General features: G+C 58.2%; 21 protein-coding genes. 12 read left to right on the top strand and 9 right to left on the bottom strand.

What is annotated here, in order from left to right:
• Positions 1 to 59 precede the first annotated feature (59 nt).
• The gene (dacB, locus tag R1T45_RS20585) at positions 60 to 1,655 is read left to right on the top strand and encodes a D-alanyl-D-alanine carboxypeptidase/D-alanyl-D-alanine-endopeptidase (protein WP_317390132.1); all 1,596 of its coding nucleotides are present in this window, start codon (positions 60 to 62) and stop codon (positions 1,653 to 1,655) included.
• A gap of 7 nt (positions 1,656 to 1,662) precedes the next feature.
• On the opposite strand, the gene R1T45_RS20580 is transcribed toward dacB, so the two are convergent.
• Positions 1,663 to 2,085 (bottom strand): tellurite resistance TerB family protein, encoded by a 423-nt coding sequence (locus R1T45_RS20580; RefSeq protein WP_067622015.1) that lies wholly within the window; start codon positions 2,083 to 2,085, stop codon positions 1,663 to 1,665.
• A gap of 122 nt (positions 2,086 to 2,207) precedes the next feature.
• On the opposite strand from R1T45_RS20580, the gene R1T45_RS20575 reads away from it, so the two are divergent.
• The 3 genes from R1T45_RS20575 to R1T45_RS20565 all read left to right on the top strand — a co-directional run bounded on the left by R1T45_RS20575 (position 2,208) and on the right by R1T45_RS20565 (position 6,699).
• Complete coding sequence (locus tag R1T45_RS20575; RefSeq protein ID WP_120350176.1) at positions 2,208 to 3,788, top strand: lysine--tRNA ligase; 1,581 nt, start codon at positions 2,208 to 2,210, stop codon at positions 3,786 to 3,788.
• A 73-nt stretch (positions 3,789 to 3,861) separates the two neighbouring features.
• Complete coding sequence (locus R1T45_RS20570; protein ID WP_067941556.1) at positions 3,862 to 4,263, top strand: DUF4864 domain-containing protein; 402 nt, start codon at positions 3,862 to 3,864, stop codon at positions 4,261 to 4,263.
• A gap of 147 nt (positions 4,264 to 4,410) precedes the next feature.
• Positions 4,411 to 6,699 (top strand): glycosyl hydrolase family 28-related protein, encoded by a 2,289-nt coding sequence (locus tag R1T45_RS20565; protein ID WP_317390131.1) that lies wholly within the window; start codon positions 4,411 to 4,413, stop codon positions 6,697 to 6,699.
• A gap of 59 nt (positions 6,700 to 6,758) precedes the next feature.
• Here the strand turns inward: R1T45_RS20565 and R1T45_RS20560 are convergent, their stop codons facing one another.
• The gene (locus tag R1T45_RS20560) at positions 6,759 to 7,430 is read right to left on the bottom strand and encodes a hypothetical protein (protein WP_120350179.1); all 672 of its coding nucleotides are present in this window, start codon (positions 7,428 to 7,430) and stop codon (positions 6,759 to 6,761) included.
• Between the two features lie 118 nt (positions 7,431 to 7,548).
• On the bottom strand, positions 7,549 to 7,734 hold the full coding sequence (locus R1T45_RS20555) for a PLDc N-terminal domain-containing protein (protein ID WP_067622028.1): 186 nt from the start codon (positions 7,732 to 7,734) through the stop codon (positions 7,549 to 7,551).
• 180 nt (positions 7,735 to 7,914) lie between these two features.
• Here R1T45_RS20555 and R1T45_RS20550 point away from each other — a divergent pair, with 180 nt between their 5' ends.
• Together R1T45_RS20550 and R1T45_RS20545 are read left to right on the top strand one after the other, a co-directional pair.
• Positions 7,915 to 8,271: a PRC-barrel domain-containing protein gene (locus R1T45_RS20550; protein WP_120350180.1), complete on the top strand. Its 357-nt coding sequence runs from the start codon at positions 7,915 to 7,917 to the stop codon at positions 8,269 to 8,271.
• 238 nt (positions 8,272 to 8,509) lie between these two features.
• On the top strand, positions 8,510 to 8,779 hold the full coding sequence (locus tag R1T45_RS20545; RefSeq protein WP_120350181.1) for a GlsB/YeaQ/YmgE family stress response membrane protein: 270 nt from the start codon (positions 8,510 to 8,512) through the stop codon (positions 8,777 to 8,779).
• Positions 8,780 to 8,840: 61 nt separating this feature from the next.
• On the opposite strand, the gene uvrB is transcribed toward R1T45_RS20545, so the two are convergent.
• The gene (uvrB, locus tag R1T45_RS20540; protein WP_120350182.1) at positions 8,841 to 11,045 is read right to left on the bottom strand and encodes an excinuclease ABC subunit UvrB; all 2,205 of its coding nucleotides are present in this window, start codon (positions 11,043 to 11,045) and stop codon (positions 8,841 to 8,843) included.
• Between the two features lie 87 nt (positions 11,046 to 11,132).
• Positions 11,133 to 11,495 carry an antifreeze protein gene (locus tag R1T45_RS20535; RefSeq protein ID WP_240791591.1) on the bottom strand — a complete coding sequence of 121 codons (363 nt, stop codon included), beginning with the start codon at positions 11,493 to 11,495 and terminating at the stop codon, positions 11,133 to 11,135.
• 63 nt (positions 11,496 to 11,558) lie between these two features.
• Between R1T45_RS20535 and R1T45_RS20530 the strand changes: the two genes are divergently transcribed.
• Positions 11,559 to 11,870 carry an ETC complex I subunit gene (locus R1T45_RS20530; protein ID WP_317390130.1) on the top strand — a complete coding sequence of 104 codons (312 nt, stop codon included), beginning with the start codon at positions 11,559 to 11,561 and terminating at the stop codon, positions 11,868 to 11,870.
• A gap of 582 nt (positions 11,871 to 12,452) precedes the next feature.
• On the opposite strand, the gene R1T45_RS20525 is transcribed toward R1T45_RS20530, so the two are convergent.
• A complete protein-coding gene (locus R1T45_RS20525; protein WP_317390129.1) occupies positions 12,453 to 13,061 on the bottom strand; it encodes a TetR/AcrR family transcriptional regulator in 609 nt (202 codons plus the stop codon).
• A gap of 126 nt (positions 13,062 to 13,187) precedes the next feature.
• Here R1T45_RS20525 and R1T45_RS20520 point away from each other — a divergent pair, with 126 nt between their 5' ends.
• Both R1T45_RS20520 and R1T45_RS20515 read left to right on the top strand, forming a co-directional pair.
• The gene (locus R1T45_RS20520) at positions 13,188 to 14,192 is read left to right on the top strand and encodes an NAD(P)-dependent alcohol dehydrogenase (RefSeq protein ID WP_317390128.1); all 1,005 of its coding nucleotides are present in this window, start codon (positions 13,188 to 13,190) and stop codon (positions 14,190 to 14,192) included.
• Between the two features lie 108 nt (positions 14,193 to 14,300).
• Positions 14,301 to 14,588: a putative quinol monooxygenase gene (locus R1T45_RS20515; protein ID WP_317390127.1), complete on the top strand. Its 288-nt coding sequence runs from the start codon at positions 14,301 to 14,303 to the stop codon at positions 14,586 to 14,588.
• A gap of 303 nt (positions 14,589 to 14,891) precedes the next feature.
• Here the strand turns inward: R1T45_RS20515 and R1T45_RS20510 are convergent, their stop codons facing one another.
• From R1T45_RS20510 to R1T45_RS20500, 3 genes are all read right to left on the bottom strand, one after another.
• Positions 14,892 to 20,024: a RecQ family ATP-dependent DNA helicase gene (locus R1T45_RS20510; protein WP_317391141.1), complete on the bottom strand. Its 5,133-nt coding sequence runs from the start codon at positions 20,022 to 20,024 to the stop codon at positions 14,892 to 14,894.
• Positions 20,025 to 20,814: 790 nt separating this feature from the next.
• The gene (locus R1T45_RS20505; RefSeq protein ID WP_317390126.1) at positions 20,815 to 22,206 is read right to left on the bottom strand and encodes an ATP-binding protein; all 1,392 of its coding nucleotides are present in this window, start codon (positions 22,204 to 22,206) and stop codon (positions 20,815 to 20,817) included.
• Positions 22,199 to 22,870: a response regulator transcription factor gene (locus R1T45_RS20500; RefSeq protein ID WP_120350731.1), complete on the bottom strand. Its 672-nt coding sequence runs from the start codon at positions 22,868 to 22,870 to the stop codon at positions 22,199 to 22,201. Before R1T45_RS20500 ends, R1T45_RS20505 begins: the two co-directional genes overlap by 8 nt.
• Before the next feature lie 144 nt (positions 22,871 to 23,014).
• Between R1T45_RS20500 and R1T45_RS20495 the strand changes: the two genes are divergently transcribed.
• From R1T45_RS20495 to R1T45_RS20485, 3 genes are read left to right on the top strand one after another with little or no spacing between them, the layout of a single operon-like run.
• Positions 23,015 to 24,535: a glycosyltransferase family 39 protein gene (locus R1T45_RS20495; protein WP_317390125.1), complete on the top strand. Its 1,521-nt coding sequence runs from the start codon at positions 23,015 to 23,017 to the stop codon at positions 24,533 to 24,535.
• A complete protein-coding gene (locus tag R1T45_RS20490) occupies positions 24,532 to 25,527 on the top strand; it encodes a glycosyltransferase family 2 protein (protein ID WP_317390124.1) in 996 nt (331 codons plus the stop codon). The genes R1T45_RS20495 and R1T45_RS20490 overlap by 4 nt, the downstream gene beginning before the upstream one ends.
• Positions 25,527 to 25,955 carry a GtrA family protein gene (locus R1T45_RS20485; RefSeq protein WP_317390123.1) on the top strand — a complete coding sequence of 143 codons (429 nt, stop codon included), beginning with the start codon at positions 25,527 to 25,529 and terminating at the stop codon, positions 25,953 to 25,955. Before R1T45_RS20490 ends, R1T45_RS20485 begins: the two co-directional genes overlap by 1 nt.
• Positions 25,956 to 25,965: the final 10 nt, after the last annotated feature.

Below are 25,965 nucleotides of genomic sequence, written 5' to 3'. Positions count from 1 at the left end.
AGGCCCCCTGTTGTCAGACAGGTTGTGGCCGAACGCCGCATGGGGTTTATATCAAGCCCATGAGCCAGAGTTTTACACGACGCATTTTCCTTGGAACGGCTGCCGCTGCGATGGTGGCGGCCTCTGCTTGGGCCGAGTTCCCGACCACTTCGTTGCGCCCCATGGGGCGTGATGACGACCTGTATAAACAGGCCATTCCTAACGTTTCCGAGATCATCGCAGACAGCGGGATCAGCGGCACGGTAGCCTTTGCCGTGGTCGATGTCGAAAGCGGCGTCTGGCTGGAGGCGTCCAACGCCACCGATGGCATTCCGCCGGCCAGCAGCATCAAGGCGATCACCGCGCTTTATGCGCTGGATCAACTGGGGCCCGATCACGTTTTCGAGACGCGGTTGCTGGCGACCGGGGGGGTGGTCAATGGCGAGGTGCAGGGCGATCTGATCCTCGTTGGCGGGGGTGACCCGACACTCGACAGCGACGATCTGGGCCAGATGGCCGAAGAGTTGAAAGAGGCGGGCATCATTGGCGTAAAGGGCACGTTCAAGGTCTATGAGGGCGCATTTCCCGCGACCTTTGCGATTGACCCCGAACAGCCCGACCATGTGGGCTATAACCCCGGCGTTTCGGGCATCGCGCTGAATTACAACCGGGTGCATTTCGAATGGAAACGCAGTGGCGGTGGTTATGACGTGACGATGGAGGGCCGCGCGGGGCGTTATGCGCCTGCTGTGCGCGCCGCCACGATGGAAGTCGTCGATCGAAGCGGGCCGGTTTACACCTATGAGAACAAACCCGACCGCGATGTCTGGACCGTGGCAAAGAGCGCCTTGGGCTCGGGCGGCGCGCGTTGGCTGCCGATCCGGCGGCCCGGCGTCTATGCGGGTGATATTTTCGCGACGATTGCCCGCAGCCACGGCATCAAGCTGGGCGATGCGGAACTGGCCGAAGCGCTGCCCGAAGGGGAGACCCTCGTGACCCATCGCAGCGCCGAGTTGCGGCCGATCCTGAAGGACATGCTGGAATATTCCACTAACCTCACGGCAGAGATGGTCGGCTTGGCCGCCAGCGCCAAACGGCTGGGAACGGTGCCCAGCCTGCGTGCCTCTGCCGCCGAGATGAACAAATGGGCGGTCGAGGAACTGGGCATGGAAAACCCGGCGATGATCGACCACTCGGGCCTTGGCGATGACAGCAAGATGACCGTGCATGACATGGCCGGGGGGCTGGCGCGCATTCACGGCACCGGGCTGCGGCCTATTCTGAAGCCGGTCTATCTGCGCGATGATCGGGGCCGTCCAGAGCGGAACAATCCGATCAAGATCGACGCGAAAACCGGGACGCTGAACTTTGTCTCGGCGCTGGCCGGGTTTTTGACCACGCCCGAAGATCGGGTGCTGGCCTTTGCGATCCTGACCGCGAATACCGATGAACGGGCCAAGATCACACGTGCGGAGCGGGAGCGTCCGCCGGGGGCGCGTACTTGGAACGGGCGGGCCAAACGTGTGCAGCGCGGACTGCTGGAGCGGTGGGGGCTATTGTATAACGTGGCCGTGAAACCCGAGCCAGAAGCCACAGCCGCGCCCGAACCGCAAACTACCCCCGAAGCTGACGCCGAGGGTGGGGCCGAGCCGGAAGCCGTGCTGGAAGAGTCCTAACCCGCGCTCAGGTCAGATGCCGCGCCCGCGCGCCGCGCTCAATCGCGGCGGCGTGGAGCCGGTCGATGTTGAGCTCATAGCGGATCTCTTCGAGCAGGCGCAGTTCGGCTTCGTCGAGTGTGCCATCGGCGGCGGCCACGTCGCAGGCCAGCGCATAGGCCGTTTCATGCAGGCGTTCGGGCAGCGCTTCGCGGATCAGGCCAAAGAGGGCATCCAGCCCGTCTTCTTGTTCAAACAGGTCAAAGACCGTCTTGCTGATCGTCGCGACGCGGTCGTTGTCGTAGCCCGAGAACACTGGCAGCAGGTTCAGCGCGGATTCGATTTTGACCAGTTCGGCGGTGCGAATGTCTTCGTCCGAGGCCGAGACCGCGATCATCAGCGCGACAAGGCTATCTTGGGCGCTGAGCGAGAGGGAAGATGTGTCGGGCATCGGGAAATCCTTTGAACAGGTATGTTGCAGCGCAGAATATTGACCCTCAGGGTGCGAAGCAATAGGAACGGGCGACCCCGTGCGCATTGGGCGCAGGGGCGCCAAAAGATGGATGATCTAACATGTCCGAGACCCGAGACGCGGCACTCAGCAGCAAAGCATGGCCCTTTGAAGAAGCGCGCCGGGTGCTCAAACGTTACGCCAAGAAACCGCCAGAGAAGGGCTATGTGCTGTTCGAGACGGGCTATGGCCCTTCCGGCTTGCCGCATATCGGGACCTTTGGCGAGGTCCTGCGCACCACGATGATCAAGCGCGCCTTTGAAGAGATCAGCGATATTCCCACCAAGCTGGTGTGCTTCTCGGACGATCTGGACGGCATGCGCAAGGTGCCGGGCAACGTGCCGCAGCAGGACATGCTGAAAGAGCATATGCACAAGCCATTGACCGTGGTGCCGGACCCCTTCGGCACGCATGAGAGCTTTGGCCACCACAACAACGCCATGCTGCGCCGGTTCCTCGATACCTTTGGGTTCGAGTATGACTTTTATTCCGCGCGCGAGTTCTATCGTTCTGGTCAATTCGATGAGGTGCTGCTGCGCGCCTGCGAGAAATACGATGAGATCATGGCGGTGATGCTGAAGTCGCTGCGCGAGGAGCGTCGTCAGACCTATTCGATCTTTCTGCCGATCCACCCCGAGACGGGCCGCGTGCTTTATGTGCCGATGAAAGAGGTCAACGCCAAGGACGGCACGATCACCTTCGACGACGAGGACGGCACCGAGATGACCCTGCCGGTGACAGGCGGCAACGTGAAGCTGCAATGGAAGCCCGATTTCGGCGCGCGTTGGGCCGCTCTGGATGTCGACTTTGAGATGTACGGCAAAGAACACGCGACCAATACCGCGATCTATGACCGTATCTGTGAGATCCTCGGCGGCAAAAAGCCCGAGCATTTCAGCTATGAGCTGTTCCTTGATGAGAACGGTCAGAAGATTTCCAAGTCCTCGGGCAACGGCATTTCGATCGACCAGTGGCTGACCTATGCCAGCACTGAGAGCCTGTCGTATTTCATGTTCCAAAAGCCCAAAACGGCCAAACGCATGTATTTCGACGTGATCCCCAAGGCGGTGGACGAATACCACCAGCAGCTGCGGGCCTATGAAACACAGGACACCAAGGCGCGGCTCAACAACCCGGTTTGGCATATCCACGGCGGCGATGTGCCCCAGTCGGATATGGTGGTGCCCTTCTCGATGCTGCTGAACCTTGCGAGCGTGTCGAGCGCCGAGGACAAGTCGCAGCTTTGGGGCTTTATCCAGCGCTATGCGCCTGAGGCCACGCCGGAAAACAACCCCGGAATGGATCAGGCGGCGGGCCATGCGGTGCGCTATTTCAATGACTTCGTCAAACCGACCAAAGTGTTCCGCGCGCCGAGCGATCTGGAGCGCGAAGCGCTGGAAGACCTGCGCGAGCGGCTGAAGGTTTGGGACGGTGGTCTGGATGCCGAGGCGTTGCAGAGCATGGTTTTTGCCGTCGGCAAAGAGCGTTTCGACCCGCTGCGCGACTGGTTCACGGCGCTTTACGAAGTGCTGCTGGGGGCCAGCCAAGGGCCGCGATTTGGTGGGTTTATCGCGCTTTACGGCGTGGATGAGACCGTGGCACTGATCGACGCCGCACTGGAAGGCAAGCTGACCAACACGTGAAACTTTTGCCTCTGCCCTTGCGTGACTTAGATCATTCAATATGGGCAAAGGGGGAAAGGCGATGCGTAAAGGGATGTTCACATTTTTCGGAGGGCTGGTGCTGTCGGCCCTCCTGAGCTTTGGCGCTATGGCGCAGCAGGCCGAGATCGAAGAGACGATCAACAGCCAATTCGACGCCTTTCGCGCGGATGACTTTGCCGCTGCCCTCGAATTCGCCACGCCGAATTTGCAGCGCTTTTTCCAGACCCCCGAGAACTTTCGCAGCATGGTAAGCAACGGGTATCCCATGGTGCAGAACCCTGCCGAGGTGCGGTTTCTGGACCGTCGCGCGGATGGGTCGCGCTTTTATCAGGTGGTGCAGGTTGTCGACCCCAAGGGGTTTACCCATTTGCTGGGCTATCTGATGGAGCAGACGGACGCAGGCTGGCGCATCGGAGGGGTGCAGATCCTCGACGCGCCGGGGGCCAACGTCTGAGCGCTGTTGCGCGGTGCCCGCACGGCGGGCCAAGCGGCGATTAACACATCGTTGATACTTCCCTGACCTCGCGGTTCGGCCTGTCCGAGCCAGAGTAGTTGAGCGGCGCGCCCCGGTGGGAGGTGCGGACCGGGGAAAGGAAAAGCGATGAACAAGGCGATTACCGACGGAGTGGTGCTGATGCCGGCACCCTTTGCGGCGGGTCTGGATGTCTGGTCAAGCGGCGATGGCACGCCGGGGTCAGACACCTATGAGAACGCGGCCAATGCGGCCTTTGTCCCGGCAGATCAGGATTTCGGCGGGGCGCTGGAGCTGCTGAAGACCCAAAGTACCCAACAATTGCGATACATGGGGCAAACCACGCTGCTGCCGGGGTGTTATCTGCGGGTGACGGCGCGGGTGAAGGCGGTCAGCGGCAATCTGCCAACGGTGCGGATCGCGGGATACCCGGCGCAATCGGGCGGGGGCCGGGTGAGCGGCGTGACGGAAGCTGGCCCGGCGGAGACGCTGACGACCTATGGCGAGGTGGTCGAGGTGAGCGCGATCATCGGCAGCGGCGACCGGGGCGGCGTCGACATGGTTTGGGGCACCGGGGCCGTCTACGGCCATTTTGGGCTGGACCTGACCGGGCCGACCGGTGGCGTGGTTCGGATCGACGATATCGAGATCGAAGATGTCACTTCTGTTTTCCTGCGGGACATGCTGGCGCAGGTTGATGTGCGCGACTTTGGTGCGGTGGGCAATGGGGTGAGCGATGACACAGCCGCCTTTGAGGCCGCCAATGCCGCCGCCGACGGGCGCACGGTCTTGGTGCCTGCGGGGAATTATCTGCTGAACGGGGATGTCACCTTTGACACGGCGGTCAAGTTTGAGGGCCATGTCACCATGCCGGTGGGGGCCGTTCTGCTGCTGCGCCGCAACTTTGACCTGCCCAGCTATATCGAAGCCTTCGAAAACGAAGAAACCGCTTTTCTCAAAGCGTTTCAGGCACTTCTGAACAACGCGGATCACGACTCTCTCGACATGGGCGGGCGCAAGGTGAATGTGACCGGACCGCTGGATATGCAGGCGGCGGTGCCGGACAAGACCAGCTATGCCACGCGTCGGGTGATCCGAAATGGCCAGCTTGAGGCGGCGTCGAGCAGCAATTGGGACACGGTGGTGGTGACCTCTCAGGCGCGCTATGCCGCCTCGGATAGCCGCAAGCTGACCAATGTGACCAATATCGCCAATATCCTCGTCGGCGCGCTGGTTGAAGGCACTGGGGTGGGGCGCGAGATCTATGTGCGCTCCAAAAACGTCGCCACGCAGGAGATCACCCTTAATGCGCCGCTCTACGATGCGGAGGGGACGCAGAATTTCACCTTCCGCAAGTTCCAACACATGGTGGATTTCAGCGGTTTTGCCTCGCTGTCGAAGTTCGTGATGGCCGACATCGAATTCCAGTGCAACAACCGCTGTAGCGCGATCAACCTTGCGCCTGCGGGGCTGATCTTTCACCTGCGCGATTGTTTTGTCAGCCGCCCCAAGGACCGCGGTGTCACGTCGATCGGCGGGGGCTGTCAGGGCATGTTGATCGACCGCTGCCAGTTCCTGTCGGCGGAGGATGCGCTGACGGTGCCGAACCGGACCTCTATCGCGCTCAACACCAACGCCAACGACGTGAAGCTGCGCGACTGCCGCGCCACCAAGTTCCGCCATTTCGCGCTGCTGGCGGGGGGCAACAGCATCGTGACGGGCAATCACTTCTTTCAAGGGGATGAGGTCGACAACGGTGTGCGCTCGGCGGGGCTCATCCTTGCCTCGGCGCATACCAGCGCGGTGGTGACGGGCAATTACGTCGACAACTGCTTTATCGAATGGACGAATGAGCAGGACCCGACCCCCGCCTTCACTTCGGGCTATTCGTTCAGTGCGCTCAGCATCAGCGACAATATCTTTCTGTCGGGGGAGGTGGCGCCTTGGTTCAGCTATATCGTGGTAAAACCGCATGGCGCGGGGCATTTCCTGAGCGGGGTGGCGATCACCGGCAACCGTTTCCGCAGCCTGAACGGCAGCATCGACCGGGCGGAGCGGGTGGATACGACCTTTGCCGACCTTGATCTGTCGCGCTGCAAGAACGTGGTGATGAAGGGCAATTCTTTCCATGCGGTGACCACGCAGGTGGAGAATATGGCCGAGATTGAGTTCACGCAGTCCACGCCGTCAGAGACTTGGGTGATCGATACGGCGGGCCATTTGCCTTTCGAGGGGCAGGCGCTGAACAGCGATGCGGTGGTGGCTCACGGTGCGATCCGCAACAGCAACAACGTGGCGCAGTTTGATATGCCTTACGTGACACATGCCGAAGGGCCGGACCGAGATCAGCTTCATGTGGTCTGGCCGACGCCGGTGAAGGGGAAGGTCTCTGTGATGGTGCGGATGGACAACCGCTGATCCCGGCGGCTTGCTGAACCACTGAAGGGCCCTGCCGGAGATCGGCGGGGCCTTTTTTGTCAGAACTCCCGCCAGAGGCTGAGGGTGAGGGCGGTATTTTCGGGCGCGTCGATTGGAATTTCGCTGCCCAATTGCAGGCGGTACTTGCTGAAGCTGGGCGACAGGACGATGGACGGCGCGAATTTGGCGTAGGTTTCGCCACCGGTGTAGGTCAGAAAGACCTGCGCCATTCCGGTGGTCACCGGAGTGAAGTCCAGCCCGGCGGTGCTGTCGATCTTGATGACCTCTTGCGAAAACCCAAACTCCCACCTTGCCGAAGTATCGACGGTCAGCCAGCCGTTTCGCGCGCCCAAGGTGAAGCCGCGGCCCCAAGACAGCCCCGCCCTGAGGTGGGGAGAGATCTGATCCCCCGACCAGCTTGCTCCGGCGCCGATGTCATAGGCCCAACGCCCCATTTCGGTCGGCTCTCCCAAGGGAAACCGCAGGAACACGGTGGCATGGCCGCTTTGTTGGCCAAAGCGGCTTTGGGCGGTGTTCAGGTCGAAGCCGAGGGTCAGGGTCTCGCGCAGCCCGTATTCGATATAGGTGCTTTGGCTAAGGTCGTAGAAGTAGGTCGCCGAGAAGGAGCTTGAGATAAAAGTCGTGCCCTCTTCGCGCAGCCATGGTCCGGCTGGGGCGGCGGCGGGGCTTAGCTGGCAGGCCAGCAGGGTAAGGCAAAAGGCAGATCGCATGGCAGGCTCCTGCGGCGATCTTGGTTAATAGCGGTTAACAAATCGTTGCCTCGGACGGTCGAACGTAAAAACCCGGCGCCATGGGCACCGGGTTTCGGGGTCGTCTATGTCAGGGCTGTTACACGTGGGCTTTGTTGCCACGTGGGCCTGCGATCAGCCAGACGATGAAGCCGAGTACAGGCAGGATGATGATGCCCAACACCCAAGCGATTTTGGCAGCGCCCGAGGCGTTTGAGGTGATGACCTGATAGATGGCGTAGATGTCGGCGATGAGGACGATGAGCCCTAAAAGTCCATATTCCATTGTATGATCCCTCTCGAATGCGTGTGTTTCTATTGAATCATCAACTTAAGCGAGGGCCAAATAGTTCCCAAGCCGCGCCGCGCAGAAGTGAGCCGATCTTTGCCAGCCCGCCCGCATGACGGGAACCGGCGCCGTCTGCCTTGGGTTTTGTCATTACAGCAATCATGAGAGGAACAAGCCATGACTGACACGACAGCACCCGCATCGCTGGTTTCTTCGGACAATGTGAACGGCACCGCCGTTTTCAGCGCGGATGGGACCGAAATCGGCCATATCGACCACCTGATGATCGACAAGAAATCCGGCAAGGTTGCCTATGCCGTGATGGGTTTCGGCGGCTTTCTCGGCATCGGAGAAGAGCATTACCCCGTGCCTTGGAACGCGCTGGACTATGATCCGGCCCGCGATGGTTTCAGGACAAACATCGACGAGGCCACGGTCAAAGGTGCGCCGGAACGAACCGAACAGTGGCACAGCGACCGCGCATGGCAAGAGCGCACGTTTGACCACTACGGCGTGCCCTACTACTGGCTTTGATCGGTATTCCCGACTGACAAGGGGGAGGCGGTATCGCCTCCCTTTTTTGTGGGGGCGATATTCAGCGCAGCCCATTGTTTTCGCGGCGCGGATCGGGTCTCATGCCGGGACGGCCGGTTTGGCCGTGACTGAAAAGGGAATTCTCGATGCGCCGATTGATCGCTTTTAGCCTGCTGCTTACCCTCGCGGGGTGCGGCGTGCCATTCGTACCATTCATCTGATGTAGGAGATCCGTTTGATGGAAGCCTTTCTTGATACGCTTGGCGCGGTGGCGCTGATCGCGCTTGTGGTCGTCGGGCTTGCTGCTGGGGCGATTGCTGGCGCCGTGGCAGGCCGGCACCGAATTCTGTACCTCATTCTGGGGGTTGTGGGCGCCGTGGCGCTGCCCTTTATCCTTGCCGCGCTTGGCGTCACGGTGGTGGCGGCGGGGGGCTTGCTTTTGCTGCTGGTCGTGGCGGCGATTGGCGCGGCGCTGGTGCTGGCCTTAGTGGCGGCACTTCGACGGTAGCCTCGCCGCTCTGACATTCTGATCGTGCGTAAGGGCCACCCCATGGGGCGGCCCTTACGCGTTACCGTTTGCGGCGCTTGACGTTGCCGCCGCGCATCCCGCCGCGGCCAGAGGTGCTGCGCCCCGAGGCCTGCTGGGCAGCATCGACGGCGCGGTCCACCGCCTGCTGCCGAGCCATCGGGTCATCGGCCACGGCCAAATCGACCGCCTCAAGCCGTTTGACCTCATCGCGCAGCCTTGCGGCCTCTTCGAACTCAAGGTTCTCGGCCGCTTTGCGCATGTCGGTGCGCAGCCCGTCGAGCACGGTTTGCAAATTGCCGCCTGCCAACGGGTTGTCGACTTTGGCGGTGACGCGGTTCATGTCCACATCGCCTTTGTAGAGCCCGGCAAGGATGTCTTCGACGTTCTTCTTGACCGTCGCGGGGGTGATGCCGTGTTCTTCGTTATAGGCGATCTGCTTGACGCGGCGGCGCTCAGTCTCGCCCATGGCGCGTTCCATCGAACCGGTGATGCGGTCGGCATACATGATGACCCGGCCTTCGGCGTTTCGCGCGGCGCGGCCAATGGTCTGAATCAATGAGGTTTCCGAGCGCAGGAAGCCTTCTTTGTCGGCATCTAGAATGGCCACCAGCCCACATTCGGGAATGTCGAGCCCCTCACGCAGCAGGTTGATCCCGATCAGCACATCAAAAGCCCCGAGCCGCAGATCGCGCAGGATTTCGATCCGCTCGATCGTGTCGATGTCGGAGTGCATGTAGCGCACGCGGATGCCCTGTTCGTGCATGTATTCGGTGAGGTCTTCGGCCATGCGTTTGGTCAGCACGGTGCAGAGTGTGCGGTAGCCATCGGCGGCGACTTTGCGGACCTCATCCAGTAGGTCATCGACCTGCATCTCGACGGGCCGGATCTCGACTTGGGGGTCCAGCAGGCCGGTGGGGCGGATCACCTGTTCGGTGAAAACACCGCCAGTCTGCTCAATCTCCCATGCCGCGGGCGTGGCCGACACAAAGACCGACTGGGGGCGCATGGCGTCCCATTCCTCGAACTTCAACGGGCGGTTGTCCATACAGGACGGCAGACGGAAGCCGTGTTCGGCCAGCGTGAATTTGCGCCGATAGTCGCCTTTGTACATGCCGCCGATCTGCGGGACCGAGACGTGGCTTTCATCGGCAAAGACGATGGCGCTGTCGGGGATGAATTCGAAGAGGGTGGGGGGCGGCTCACCCGGTGCGCGGCCCGTCAGATAGCGCGAATAGTTCTCGATCCCGTTGCAGACGCCGGTGGCCTCTAGCATCTCAATGTCGAAATTGGTGCGCTGTTCCAGCCGCTGCGCTTCCAGCAGTTTGCCATCGGCGACCAGTTGGTCGAGCCGGGTGCGCAACTCTTTCTTGATGCCGATGATAGCTTGGGACATCGTCGGTTTCGGCGTGACGTAGTGGCTGTTGGCGTAGACGCGGATCTGGTCGAACGTGTCCGTCTTCTCGCCCGTCAGCGGGTCGAATTCGGTGATGCTTTCCAATTCCTCGCCGAAGAAGCTGAGCCGCCATGCGCGGTCATCAAGGTGAGCGGGGAAGATTTCAAGGCTGTCGCCGCGCACGCGGAAAGAGCCGCGCTGGAATGCTGCATCGTTGCGCTTGTACTGCTGCGCCACCAGATCGGCGATCACCTTGCGCTGGTCGTACATGCCGCCCGCTTTCAAGTCTTGCGTCATCGCGCCGTAGGTCTCGACGCTACCGATGCCGTAGATGCAGGAAACCGAGGCCACGATGATCACGTCGTCACGCTCCAACAGCGCGCGGGTGGCGGAGTGGCGCATCCGGTCGATCTGTTCGTTGATCTGGCTTTCCTTCTCAATGAAGGTATCGGACCGCGCGACATAGGCTTCGGGCTGGTAGTAGTCGTAGTATGAGACGAAATATTCCACCGCGTTGTCGGGGAAGAAGCCCTTGAATTCGCCGTAAAGCTGCGCCGCCAGCGTCTTGTTGGGCGCAAGGATGATCGCTGGGCGCTGCGTTTCCTCGATCACCTTGGCCATGGTGAAAGTCTTGCCCGTGCCGGTCGCGCCCAGAAGCACCTGATCGCGCTCGCCCGAGTTCACCCCTTCGGTCAATTCCTTGATCGCGGTGGGCTGGTCGCCCGCCGGAGCGAACTCGGTCACCAGCTTGAACTTATGGCCGCCCTCCAGCTTGGGGCGGCTGCGCACGTCTGGCGCGGGGTTTGCCAGCATCGGCATCCCCTCGGATTTGTCGGAATGGGCATAGGGCATCGCGGGTATCCTTCGTCAAGCTTCCCATAGGTGCCCTCTTTCACGCGGGGTTCAAGGGGCAGGGGGCCGCGAAGGGCGCTTTTGCCGCTACTTCATCAATCGTTTACGATTCTGTCGCACCTTGCGGGCAAGGGGCGCGAGCGAGGCGTTCATGACCTGATCGGGGCTTTTGCCCAGCATCATTGCCTGCGTCCCGGCGCTGAAGGCTTTAACCATGGCGGGGCCTTTCTCGGCGACCATGCGGTTATTTTCACCGGGACGCGCGGGCAGCGCACCGGCCATGGCCAAAAGGCGCAGGGACATCACGATCTGGGTTTCGACCGCCAAGGCGGCAAACTGGCTTTGTAACGCAAAGAAGGTAAAGGGGGTCATATCGTGCACTCCAATGAGGTAGCCATCATGTAGTCTCTGCACCGCAGCATGGTAGGGTTTATTTGCACGATCCTGCATTCCCTTGCCCCTTGGCACGGAATATTAGATAAAGCCCGAGGTTCCTGAAGCGAGAGTCCCGAAATGCGCACACGTATCTACCAACCCGCCCGTACAGCGATGTCCTCCGGCACGGCCAAGACCCGTGTTTGGTTGCTTGAGTTTTCGCCCGCGGAAGCGCGCAGCGTTGATCCGCTGATGGGCTGGACCTCGTCCGATGATACGCAGAGCCAAGTGCGCTTGCAGTTCGACACCCGCGAAGCCGCCGAAGAATACGCCCGCGATCACGGCATCGACGCGCAGGTGCAACTGCCCAACAAGCGCAAGCCCAACATCCGCGCCGGTGGCTATGGCGAGAATTTCGCGACCGGGCGGCGTGGGGCGTGGACCCACTGAGGGTGTAAGACATACCTAAGATTTTCCTATGGAAGGCTAAGTTTTCCCCGAGATCAATATGTGGTATGTGGGTGTTAAATGGCAGCAATATGTGGTATATATTGTTTCGGGCTATGTTTTAAATGCTGCCGGTTCAATCCAGTGATGAACTACGCTCCGAACCAAAGACAGAGTGGTGCGAGGGCGAAAGCAGATACCGAAATTCTGCCTAGCCAGATCGATGGGTCGTCTGGGGTAAGAAAAGAACTGCTGATCTGGAAGTTGTTACATTGACGTGAACGGCTCACCGCCCTTTTGCTGAATGCAGCTCACGGCCCAAACCGGACTTTCATGCATTATGCGGCCAAAGGCCGGAATGAGCCCTTACTTACCGATGCCGCAAATTGCACGAATGACCGCATTGCAGGCCTGAGCTTCATGCCTTCTTTTCACTCGACGCGGCCAGTCCATACGGCGGGTTTCAATAGCTTTTGAAGTCCACATGATGTGTCGCTGTTGAAAGCGTTCTTGATGCGATCAGTCAAACTCATGTAAATTTCACATACTCGTAGAGATGATCAGGTTCAAATGTTGAGAAAGATCTTAACGCAACGACGCAAAGGCCAGATGCAGGATGCCTTTGATAAGATCGTGAGACAGCCCGGTTTTTGCCAACCACTGCGCGCTATTGCTTTGGGTACAGAGATGATAGGCGGCAACCTCTGTGGGAATATCGCAGCTAAACTGCCCGTTTGATTTTGCGCGTTCGATCCACGCACTGTATTTGCCGATCATTTCATCATGCACTTCATCAATCTTGGCACTGGCGAGGTCACCAATCGTGCTTTGCTGCATCCGCATCGCCACAAAAAGACAACCCTCGGGAACACCCTGCACGCTGCGATCCTCGCAGATGATGTCGATCAACGCATCAAGCGCTTGATCAAACGGCAAATCACTTTCCAGAACTTTGTGGACCGGGACCAGCATCAAATCCCGATACGCATCCAGAACGGCATTCTTCAACCCGTCATCGTTCCCGAACTCACGATACACTGCCGGCTTTGACGCACCGGCTTTGCGGCAAATCTCTCCGATTGGGACTTCCGTGGGTCCCTCCTGCCAGTAGCTCATCATCGCGGTTTGCAACACATGTTCCCTGTCCAGCGTCTTAGGGCGACCGCGAGAGCGTGTGTTTTCCTCAGGATTCATTTTCGTAACCTTGGGTACTTTATTGTTGACAGTCAATTTACGTACCCATAGTTACGGAAAAATTAAAGTGACTTCAATCCCCGTTCTGTGCGGCGGATTTCAACACACGACAGAAAGTGAACTCAGATGAAAACTTACCAAGTCAGCAAGCCCGGCGGCCTCGAAAACCTGAAGATCGTTGAACAGGACACCCCTAAGCCAAATGCCGGAGAAGTACTGGTGCGTTGGCGCGCAACCTCGCTCAATTTCCATGATTATATGGTTGGCGTGGGTGGTATCCCTGTTGAGGAAGGCCGTGTGCCGATGTCCGATGGGGCGGGCGAAGTTGTTACCGTAGGTGATGGCGTGAGCCAATGGAAACAGGGCGACAGGGTTCTGAGCTTGTTTTTCCCGAACTGGCTTGATGGCAAACCTACGGGCGAAAACACGCAAATCATGAGCGGCGATACCGTTGACGGGTTTGCGACCGAATTTTCCTGTGTGGACGCAAATTCGCTGACCCGCATGCCAAGCAACTATACCTTTGAAGAAGCTGCCACCTTGCCCTGTGCCGCCCTCACAGCTTGGCGGGCTTTGGTCGTTGAAGGCAACCTGCAAGCCGGTCAATCCGTCTTAGTTCAAGGGACGGGTGGCATGTCTCTCTTCGCATTGAAGATCGCAAAAGCCATGGGTGCATATGTCTATGCGACGTCATCTTCCGAGGAGAAAATGGCCCGCTTGAAAGACCTCGGTGCGGATGAGGTTTTCAACTACCGCACGGATGAAGAGTGGGGGAAAACCATCGGCGAACGCTCTGGTGGCGTTGACCACGTTTTGGACATGGGGGCGGGAAAGACGCTCAAGCAATCCATCGCCGCGACAGCCATTGGCGGGCACATCGCCATTATCGGTATCCTGGATTCACCGATTGCCGAGCTTGATGTGATTTCTCTGATCCTCGGCCATAAACGGATGTCAGGCTTCGCTGTTGGCAGCAAAGAGATGCAAGAGGATATGATTGCGCTTCTTGAGGCCAAGGACGTCCACCCCGTTATCGACCGCTGCTTTGCGTTTGATGAACTTGGCAAAGCGTTTGAGCATCAGGCAAGCGGGTCGCATTTTGGCAAGATTACCGTGACATACGACGACTAAAAGCGACGGGCCAAGGGCTGGCAAACCTCGGGTGTTCAGTTAATTGGGCGCCCGAGCATGCTTTTATCTCGATATAACAAGATTGGAATAATCGATATGTTAATCCTAATGGGACACATCTATCTGGACCCAAACGAAGTGGCGAATTTCATCGCCGATACGCGGGACTTTGTGGCCAACACTCAAAAGTTTGAAGGATGCCTCTTTTACAGCATCGCTTTGGATGACCAAGCCACTGGGCGCGTGCTGACCGTTGAGCGCTGGAAAAGCCAAGATGCCTTAACCGCCCATACACAACGCCCTGAAATGGCGGAGGTGATGGGGAAATGGAAGAGTAAAATAAAGATGGACATACAAAAGTACGATGCATCGAATGAGCGTGATCTGACGAATTAAGTCATTTTTCACCACCGGCATGAACGAGTGGACGAATACCATAGGCTTGGAGCACATGTCGCGCGAACCTGCGGCTTTATGCGCTCAGAACCGGTCATTCGATGACAGTTAGCTTACGTCGGGTTTGTCCGCTCTGCCGACCGTGACAGGAAGCGCGGTGAAGGTCTGCTTCCAGCCCAAACTGACCACGTGAAGGGCGGAGGTCTTCGCATTTGCAGCATAAGCTGGTCCGGCAAGAACGGCCCTAAGCGGCCCGTTATCGCAGGTGGAGAGAACAACCGTTTAACCGCGCTGCTGATCGTTCTAATCTCTTCTGGATACCCTTTCATCACACCTGACCTCTTCGAAGACCAGTTCAGGCACAACAACTTCCCAATTAGCGCGTTTCATCAAATGATGAAAACGCTCATCGGCATCCTCTTTGCGCCAGTTTATGATAGCCGCGATCTCGCCAAAGACAAATTCCGTGCCAACTGGTGGCGCGAATGCTTTTGACATCCGCCCAAGGACACGTCTTTGAACATCCTCAATCTGCCAGCGATCCCCAACTTTGGAGAGCCTGACTGGCGCACCAACCTGTGCTTCGGCGACCGCGGTATGAACAGTGTGCTGATCACTCTGGCGTCCTGCGAACGACAGATCGACCATCTTCATCTCCGGCGATTGAAAGAACCGACGTGGGCCGGGGATTGTCGCCAGGTCAGGCACCACATGCCGCGTGACCACGGAAGGCGAGACGGTGGGGAGATATTCGTGATTGTCGTTACTCATAACGATCAAGTTGCGCCGCGCACGCGTCATAGCCACATAGAACAATCGCCTTGGCGCATCCTGATCTTCGTTTTTCGACGGTCGTTCCCAGCCACCGTCCATGATCACGACATCGTCAAATTCGAGGCCCTTCGCGCGGTGCGCGGTCAACAGTTTGAGGCCACGCTGCTCGCCCCATGAATCCTTCGACCATTCAGCAAACCATTCGATCACGTCAGGGGTCGGGAGCGCTTTGCCGTCAACTTCGCGTGCAAGCTGGCCAAGTCCCTCGCCGATCCGGTTGGTCCAACGGCTTTCGGGTATGGCGTTCAGGGTTTGGGTCAAGTCGCCCACGCTGACCATGGCCCCATGCCTCGCGCGCAGGTTGCCGATAAACCCCTGCATTTCGCGGGTGCGCCATAAAGTTGGCAGGTTCTCGTTTGCCATTTCGACGGGAATCCCGAGGGCTTCGGCGAAGTCGCGGACCGGCGAAAGCTTGCGCCAATCACGAGAAATGATTGCCGCACCCCTCCAACTCCAATCCGGGATCAATTTTGACAGGCGGATCATCTCGTTGACCGCCGCAAGGGCCTGAGCGTCATTTCCTGGCGGGCAGCCAAGGATCTGGACCCGCCCCTGAGCCACCGGGTCGAGGCTTTCCATGATACCCCCGACCGGGTCCTTTTGCCGCAATTGGTCGACGGTAATTCCATGCCCTGTTTTCATACGTTCCCGAGAACCTTCGATCACGGCGTTGGCTGCGTTGATAATGTTCTTCGACGAGCGGTAATTGTCGGTCAGAAAGACTGGTCTGGCTGAATAATCCTGTTCGAATTGCCGAATGTGACGCACCGATGCCCCGGCAAACGCATAGATATTCTGGTCGTCGTCGCCGACCGCGAAAAGGCTGATCCGTTGATCGGGGTCATCGATGCTGCGACCGGCCACCGCAGCGATCAAAGCGTATTCTTCGGGGCCGACGTCCTGATATTCGTCCACGAGGATCCAGCGGAACCCCTGGATTAACGTCTCTCGCAAGGCTTCGGCGTCTACTTTGTCCATCCCGTCGCCACGCAAGAGACGTGCCGCATCGGTCAGAAGCGACTCGAAATTGGGCTCATCGGCCTCTGCCCGTCCGGCGAAACTCGCTCCAACCAATCGCATGGCCAAGGCATGAATGGTCAGAACCGTTACGAAACGAGCATCTTCGCCGATCAGTCGACGCAAGCGTTCACGGATCTCAGCGGCCGCGTGACGATTGTAAGCGAGCACCAGTATACCGTTTGGATCTTCGCGCTTGATCCGGACCAGATAGGCGACACGATGGACCAGCACCCGTGTCTTACCCGATCCCGGCCCCGCGAGCACAAGCACATTAGTTTGTTCACGGTCGTCACGCACGATCTGCTCTTGTGTCGAATTCCCCAAATCGTCGACGATCTCGGCATAGGACTGAGGCGTTGCCTGCCGTTTGAACTCCGAAATTTTCCCCGGCATCCAAGCTTTCATGAAGTCGGACTGATCCATTGCAAAATAGTCATGCGCGAGCCGCTGGGCCTGATGAATTTCATCGATACCTTTGGTGGCATAAGCCGCCATCACGTGGGTCTGGACGGTCTGTTCGCTGTAGTGGTCTTCAAGCGGTGCGAAATGCTGGCTGGTAAAGCCGCCGCCTTTCGGGTTGATGTGCAATGTCATGGCTGAGCGGAACACAGACAATCCCTTGCCCAGCGTCACAACCTGCTGTTCGTGCAGCCACAAAAGCGCCCGGTCCATAAGCTTTGCCGGATCATTGACAGATGCCCGCAACAGCGCATCGCTGTTGATCGCTTCAAGAAGGTCGCCAAGCGTGGTCTCGACAGGAACATCTTTCCCACGGAGGCCGGACTGAACCTTGTTGATCAAGTGTGAAACCAAACGCTCTGCCGCCTGCCTGCGAAGCTGGGTGGTCTGATCGATTACGGCCCATGATCTTTGCATTCGCACCATCAGACTACCTCGGGATACCTTGCGTAGCCCAATATTGCCTTTGCCGCCATCCATGTCGCGGCCATCCTGCGCAATTCCACGGAGCAGCCCCTCGACGATATCTGGTCGCACGGAGGCATGTCCCTGCTCTCGGAGGGCCTGTGCCACCGAGGCCAGATGGCAGGGCCAAGCCTCGTCGATATCCGCGTCTGGCGCTTGCTCTCTTAGGGTCGCGATCAGATCTGCTTCTAACCGGGACGCCGCTTCGAACCGTTTCGGCGAGGCATTCTCAACGCGCAGATGCACGAAGATGGTGATGTTTGTATCATCTTTTGCGATCCCCAGGGTCTCGAGATCCGCCAAGGCCTTGCGCACGCCCGACACCGTCAGCCCACTGACCCCGCAAAGCTCGTCCGTGGTAATGCCCTCTTCTTGCGGCGCGTTGATGATATGCTGCACGATGGCTGCCAGATCCTCGCGCCGCCGCTGGGTAATCTCGGCGGAGGCAAAGATTTCGCGGGCCTCTTTGATGCTCCGTATCCGGAGCGAGGCTGGAAAGACCTGCACCCGGTTTTCTTCACGGTTCAGAAGGTGCGCCTCTTCCAGCCAAGCGACGGCCGTCTTTACCCTTGTATCGTCGGTATTGCTGTCTCGCTGGAAATCCCGGTCTTTCTCCTCGTGAACAATTTCGCCCGGTGTAGCAACGATCTCACCGCCTTTTCTGGTCCGAGTATCAAGGCGCCGTAGCGCCTTCAGGATCGCGCCGATTTCATGCCGCGCGAGTCGAGACCGCGCGCTCAGGCTGAACTGACGATCGACATCTTCTGTATTATATAGAAGGACGCAGCTTGCAGGATCTCGGTCCCGCCCGGCGCGACCTGCCTCTTGCAGATAGTTTTCCAGTGACCCAGGCACATCACCGTGAACCACCAGACGGATGTCCGGCTTGTCTACCCCCATACCAAAGGCGTTGGTAGCCGCGATCACGCGCAGATTGCCGACACGGAAGTCCTCCTGGATCTCGCGCTTGTCATCGGCGCTAAGGCCCGCATGATACCGTTCAGCGGCGATGCCCTGTTGTTTCAAGAACTCTGCCACGCGCTCGGTGGCGTTTCGGGTTGCACAATAGACGACCGCCCCCGACACGCCCTCGCGCGGAAGCTGGGCTTCGATCGTGTCGAGGATATCGGTCATCTTGGTTGCCCGCTGCGTTGGTCGCACTTGGAAGCTCAAGTTCGACCGAGATGCGCCGCCGTCGATCAAAGCCAGCTCGGTCCCTAACCGCTCTCTGAAATGACTCCGGATGTCCTGCACGACATCCGGCTTTGCTGTTGCGGTCAAGCAGAGCACTGGAGCCGGTTCGTCGCCTGAACTTTCCTTTATAAACCGCGAAACGTATCGATAGTCGGGACGGAAATCTTGCCCCCATTTGGACACGCAGTGCGCCTCGTCCAGCACCCATAGCCCCACTTCGCGTTGTGCCAAAACGGACCGAATTGTTGTGCTGCGCAGTTGTTCTGGCGAAATTAGCAGGATTGCAGCATCCCCAAGCCGCACCTTGTCGAGCGCATCCTGACGCTCGGGCAAAGACAAGAGTCCGTTGATCGTAACCGCCGACGAAATTCCGGCTCGCACCAAGCCCTGAACCTGGTCCGCCATCAGCGCCACGAGCGGTGATATAACAACAGTCAACGCCCCAGTCTTGTCGAACCGAGACAGCGCTGGGATTTGATAGCAAATAGATTTGCCCGTGCCTGTCGGCAGGATGCCTAATAGGCTGTCGCCGTCCATGGCCGTCGCCACGATTTTTTCCTGAAGTGGGCGCCCGCCATCGTCGACCGGTTCCGGGCGGAAACTTGGAAAGCCGAACCAACGTTCGAGGGCACGTGTGGGATTGTTGTGCTCTGCGCAATAGCCACAGTGCGGATCACGGCAATTCGAATCCCTCAGGTCTTTGACGAGCTGTGCGGCATCTCGGAACTGTGCTCGAACCCAAGGCGGCATGACAGAATCCCCACCAGCGACCGAAATCCAGGCAAGAGCATATGCCATTGGCCAGCCCAACTCAGCGTCATGGAGCCGCTCGAGCACAGCCTCCACCTGCGCACGGCAGGCTGCCTCTTTCAGCAGCGTCCGAAGAACCGCGTGCACTGCGGCTTCGGTCGGGATGGGCGCCCCACGCACATCGCTGAACAACCGATCGAATCCGTCGCTACCGGGCCCTCGGCAACATAGCCAGTGATAGGCCAGCAGTGTCTCTGGCGATGATTTGTTCAGCGACAAAAAAGCGTCTATCTGATTGCGAAGGACCTCGAACACAAGACGCGCGTCGAACTCGGGATCGTTAACGTGACCACTTTGAAGCCGCCCATCGTGGTAGTGTTTGACCAGACGGTGATAAGGATTGCGCGGAAAAGCCAAAGGGTTGAGCCACAGCGTATCGATCGGTCCGTCTGCGAGCTTTGCGAAGCGCGGCGACACCGCCATCAGATGTGGCAAGTCGTGGCGCAGAATATTGTGCCCTATTACATGGGAGAAGCCCGCGCAGAACAGGTCGAGTCTTTCAAGCGCGACCCTCGGGTGACCTTTCCGATGAACAATCCCCGCCCCTTCACCTTCCGGCACGGCGGCAAAGGCGAATATTCGGGCTTCTTTAGGATCGACCTCCAAATCAATCGACAGACAGCGTGACAAAATTTCGGCATGGTCCCGCGGTATTTGAATGCCGATATCAGCCGCTGAATCGGCTTTTGATTTTTCAGGTTGCTGTGGCCGATTGCGGGCAAGGGCTTTCGCTATGCCTCGGGAAATTATGTTTTTCATACTGGCAGGTTAGTGTTCATTTCTAAGAGGCGAAACCATCGGCAGCCATTTGATCTAAGATATTCTCGCGATGCCATGCCAGATTTGTCAGGTGGGGCCAGTTTCTCTCATCTCAGGGCCTCGGCAATCAGATTGGCGTCGCAATTCAGCGGAAGCAGGAAGCCGATGAACGCAAAATCTGGCTTCGCAAGATGAGCAACCCCGTAGGCGATAGTCTATCCGTGCTTGCCTCTATATGCCGCAGGTGCTCGTGCGTAGCACAACAAAGATGACCTTGACGAGACGGTCCTCGGGCGCCTTGTTGCAATCGGTCATGCTAATCGGGTCGCGATCGAGAATGCCAATCAAGGAGCGGCATTGCCTTCCCCAATATGTGCATCAATCGACATTTTTCCTGTGAAGGTCAGGTTGAGATCAACGAAGTGGAACTTTAGATCGGCAGCGATGATGTCATGCGGTTAGCGATTATGGTGATCCCAGGTCCGTAGCGGGCCTTCCTGCATTCCGCGGCGAACGTCCGTTTTGAGCCCCTTTAGACCATGCCGAGATTTAAGCTATTCGCAGTTGCAGCATCGCCTGTTGTGCAGGGGATGACCCGTAGGTGACATTGCTCTTTCACTCAAGCAATGTCTGCTTTAAGGGGACTTTGACTGTGCATCTTGGATACGGCAAAGAAAGGCTATGGTCAGGTCGAGATCGCGTTCATCGCAAAAAAATTGATCTCGAAAGCTGTTCCAGGATCATTGTCCGATACGATTATTTCGGCACCATGCAGGTCGCAGATTGCTTTTACTAATGCCAGACCAAGGCCATTCCCCGGACTATTTCGGCTTTTTTCGCCCCTAAAGAACCGGCGAAAAATCCGCTCTTGATCTTGGCATTCGATCCCCGGCCCATTGTCAGTTATCCGCACGATCAGCCCTCCTGGGGTCTTCTCGCCCGAGACCAGAACTTTAGACCCAGACGGGCAATGCTTAATCGCGTTCTCGACAAGGTTCGACAGCAATTGCGTCAGCAGATTTCTATCACCAACAACCTCAAGCTGTTCGTCCGGCACCTCAATCGTCAACTCAATACCAGCATCCTCGGCAGTAGGCTCGAAGACTTCCGTAACATTGCCTATGACCTCACGCAGGTCATTCCTCGAGAACCTTTCGCGACGATCACTCCCCTCAATCTGCGCGATGCGCAAAAGGGCGTTGAAGGTCGCTATGATTTCTTCGGTTTGATCGAGGCTGGCGGAAATGTCTTGCGGGCGGATGGCTGGACTGTCCTTTAGCTTTTCCAACCGCTGTCGCAGATGCTGGAGCGGTGTGCGCATGTCATGGGCAATATCATTCGAGATTTGCTCTTGGCTTTCGAGAAGGCGCTTAATTTGGCCGAGCATACTATTGATCTCGGCTGATACCCGCGACAGATCATCGCGCGCGTTTTGTGCGGTCGGAATCCGGGAAGAAAGGTTGCCAGAAGAGGCCTCTGCAAGCGTATTGGATATGGCTGTGATGCGCCTTTCCGTGATCCGACCAATCCGAATACCGACGATGAGACCGAGAATTACGACCGCCAAATAGCCTACCACCAAAGCTATGCCGAGCGCTTCCAGTATCTCCAAGACGATATGGTCTCCTGCCCCTTGGATCAGGAGATAGGGGCCGACGTCATCTGCGCGCAGCCAATAGCCAGTGACCTCATCATGGATTTCACCAGCAAGCGGCAATTCTTGTGCCGGAAGGTAGTCGGGCAAGGGGCGCTCGAAGGTCGAGGACAGGTTACCGGAAACAATTGCGCCCTCTGAATTTAGAAGCTGGTAAACCCGGGCATTCTGAAAACTGACTTCGGCAAGGGCGTCGACGCGGTCGACCAGCACCTCATCGCCGCCCAACTCAAAAATCTCAACGAGTGTGGCCGCATCGCTGCGCATTTGATCGAGGACCCAATCTTGGACTTCGTATTGCGTGAACCAGTAGGCCAATGCGAAGACGAGCGCAGAAAGCACCGAATAGAGGAACGAGTATTGCAAAGACAGCCGTATGGATGTCCGCAACGCTGAAGGACCTTTGCGCTTAGGGTTATCCATGAAGGCTGTATCCAGCGCCCCGAACGGTATGGATCAACGGCTGCTCGAAGGGTTTGTCGATCTTGTTGCGCAGACGGCTGATATGCGTTTCGACGACATTGGTGTTCGGGTCGAAGTGAAAATCCCAGACTGCTTCCAGCAACATGGTGCGTGTCACCACCCGCTCGGCGTTCTTCATCAGATAAGACAGCAAGCGAAACTCGCGCGGCTGCACAGCGATCTCCTGACCGGATCGGCACACAGTGTGGCGGATCAGGTCGATCTCCAGATCAGCGACCTGAAGTCGCGTTTCTTCGGCCTGCATCGGGGGGCGGCGTGCAAGTGCAGTTAGGCGCGCGGAAAGCTCAGAAAACGCGAAAGGTTTCACAAGGTAGTCGTCCGCCCCGGCTTCCAATCCATTTACCCGGTCGTTCAAACCGCCAAGCGCACTCAGGAACAAGATCGGCGTGTCGACATTCGCACCGCGCACTGATTTGACGAGGGTCAACCCATCCAAGCCGGGCAGCATCCGGTCGACTACGATGACATCAAAGTCATTGTCCAGCGCATCGAGGAAGCCCTGTTTGCCATCCGACGCATGTTTCGTCACATGGCCAAGTGCCTTCAGGCTCGTGCAGATATACTCAGCCGTTTCGCCATCATCTTCTACAACAAGCACCCGCATCTGCGCTCAAGCTCCATAAGGTATTGAGAAAATAGCCTGCTTTGCGGCTTTGCACCATCTTCGTAATATTACGGATCGGTATAGTGCCGACCACCTTTTGCAGATCACCGCCGTCCTATGCCCTTAGAAAAAGGACAGGACAACATGGTCGCAATCGATCCCAAATTCGACACAGCCGTGCGGCAAGAGCATGCGGGGCGCTTTGGCTTAACGCGCAGCGACCAACGGTTCCTGCTGTTTGCGCTCGGTGCTTTGTTCGCCTTGCGTCTGCTTGCCCTGTTCTGGTGGCCTTTCACAGATTCAACAGAAGCCCGTTATGCCGAGATCGCGCGTAAGATGGTCGAGACCGGGGACTGGGTCACACCTCAGTTCGACTATGGCGTCCCGTTTTGGGGCAAACCTCCCTTACATACTTGGCTGTCTGCCTTAGGGATGAAGTTTTTTGGCGTTGGAACCTTTGGCGCGCGGGTATTCATCTTTGCTGCCTCCTTGGGGGTGCTAAGCCTAATTTTCACTTGGGTGCGCCAGCATCGAGGCGCAGATCAGGCTCTTGTCGTGACGACGGTGCTCACCTCATCTTTAATGTTTTTCGGCGCGTCGGCCTTCGTAATGACGGACATGGTCATGGTGCTTGGCACTACATTGAGCATGATCGGCTTCTACAATTGCCTGTCGGACAGCCCCGCGCGCAGCGCCTGGGGGCGGTGGTTCTTTGTTGGAATCGCTATCGGCCTTTTGGCAAAGGGACCGGTCGCGCTTGTCATCACGATGATCGCGCTTGTGCCGTGGCTCGCGCTGACAGGGCGCTGGCGCGAACTACATGGATTTCCTTGGTTGTCGGGGCTATTGATCGCGGCGGCGCTGACCCTTCCTTGGTATATCCTTGCCGAGATCAAGACGCCGGGTTTCCTGCGCTACTTTCTTGTCGGAGAACACTTCCAGCGCTTTGTCGTGCCGGGCTGGCAGGGGGATCTTTACGGGTCCGGCCATCAGCAGCCCAAAGGCCTGATCTGGGTCTATGCCGGGGCTACGTTTCTGCCGTGGAGCTTGTTTTTCTTGGCCTTACTTTCCCGGCCGGGTTCTTGCGTCAACGAGGTGACGGGCAATGACCGGGGCTGGCACAGCTATCTCGCACTTTGGGTCGTTGCGCCGCTGATCCTCTTCACGCCCGCCGCAAACATATTGCCAGCCTATGCTTTGCCCGGGCTTCCCGCCGCAGCGGTTCTCTTGGTGTCGCTTTGGGCGCAAGTGAGGGGGCAGCCGGGCTGGTGGGGTCGAAGAGCGACAGCCGTGGCCATCGGCCTCGTTGGGGCAGCATTTCTAACGGTGACGATTCTGGCGCGCTACCAGCCAGAAAGCGTCACCAATCGATCCGAGCGCGCATTGGTAATTGCGGCGCAAAGTTACGACCTTGATGTGCAGATTACCTATTGGGGCAGTCGCAGCTTTTCTGCCGAGTTCTATACCCGCGGTCGCGTCAAATTCACCGAACGAACCGCGACATTCGACATTTTCGCTGACAATGGCCTGCGCGACGCGGTGGCCATCCCGAGGGCTGTCGCCTCGGAAATCGCTCCCTATTTGGGACCGCGGTTTGGCCCCGCCGGACGGTTCGGGCACCGCATTTTGTTTGTCGAAGATCTGGATCAGGGGGAAGCATCATGAACCGTCGTCCCGAAGGGTTTGAAAAGCCCCGGATCGTTCCGCCTGCAAAGCAAGTTCCTGATCTTTCCTTTGTGATCCCCGCGTTCAATGAGGCGGGCAATATCGCCAGAACGGTGGCCCAGGTAGAGGCGCATGCCCGCCGGCTGGTGCCCAGCTTCGAGATCATCATTGTGGATGACGGCAGCCTTGATGGAACATTTGAAGAAAGCCGAGAGCTATGCGCCAGATATCCGCTTCGTGTGCTGCGCCTGTCGCGGAATTTCGGCAAGGAACATGCGATCATGGCCGGTCTGGAGCGCACGGTGGGTGCAGCGGTGGTTATCCTCGATGCTGATCTTCAAGAACCTCTTTTTCATCTCGAAACCATGTTGAAACATCGCGCCGAGGGGTATGAGATGGTCTATGCCGTCCGCGCGCAACGTCGAGACGAGACATGGCGTAAACGGTTTTTCACCCGCGCGTTCTACGCTCTGCTGAATATCGGCGGCGACACCGCGATACCAGCCAATGCGCGCGATTTTAGGCTCATGGATCGACGGGTTGTCGATGCGCTCTGCGCTTTGCCAGAGCGCAACCGCTTCATGAAAGGGCTGTATGGTTGGGTTGGCTTTCGCACCAAGGCTGTGGCGATTGAGTTGGACCCGCGGGCGACCGGGGCCTCTAAATTCGGCTTTGCTGGCTTGTTTAAGTTGGGTTTGACCGGCCTCACGTCCTTCACTGCTTGGCCGCTGCGGGTCTGGACAGGGGTTGGTATGACAATTGCTGCCTGTTCGATCCTCTACGCCCTCTGGATTGCCGTTCGCACCCTGATCTTCGGCATCGACGTGCCGGGTTGGTCGACCCTTGTGGTGGCCGTTATGTTATTGGGCGGGGTGCAGCTTATCTCTATCGGTGTGTTGGGCGAATACCTCTCGCGGGTCTTTACCGAGGTCAAAGGCCGTCCTGGCTTTATCATCGCCGAGGATTTTTCCGCAGATTCGGAGCACCTGTGATGTGGCGCCAGTTGTTGCGGTTCGGGATGGTCGGTCTGCTCGCGACCTTCGTTCACCTGATGATCGGCTTTCTGCTGATCCAGTCGACCTGGCATCCTCTTTTGGCGAACCTGCTCGCCTTCACAATCGCTTTCGTGGTCAGCTTCATCGGCCATCTCGGATTTTCCTTTGCCGATCAGGAAGTCAGCGCATCAAGCGCGCTGTGGAAATTTGCGCTTGTCGCCCTGATCGGCTTTGCCTTTAACGAAGGGCTTCTGATCATGTTGCTATCCGAAGGGGATCTATCCGACACAGTGAGCCTGTGGATCTCAACCGGTTCCGCGGCGGTTTTGACTTTTGCACTCAGCAGATTGTGGGCGTTTCGCACCCCGCACAAAGCCGGCGGGCCGGTCGATGTGGAACCGTCTGCCAATCTAACCAATCAGTAATCTGGTGGAG

This window comes from Sulfitobacter sp. LC.270.F.C4 (assembly GCF_032922545.1).
GTDB classification, from domain to species: domain Bacteria; phylum Pseudomonadota; class Alphaproteobacteria; order Rhodobacterales; family Rhodobacteraceae; genus Sulfitobacter; species Sulfitobacter profundi.
Note: the sequence above shows the minus strand (reverse complement) of the source record. Positions and strands in the feature narration are given on the sequence as shown.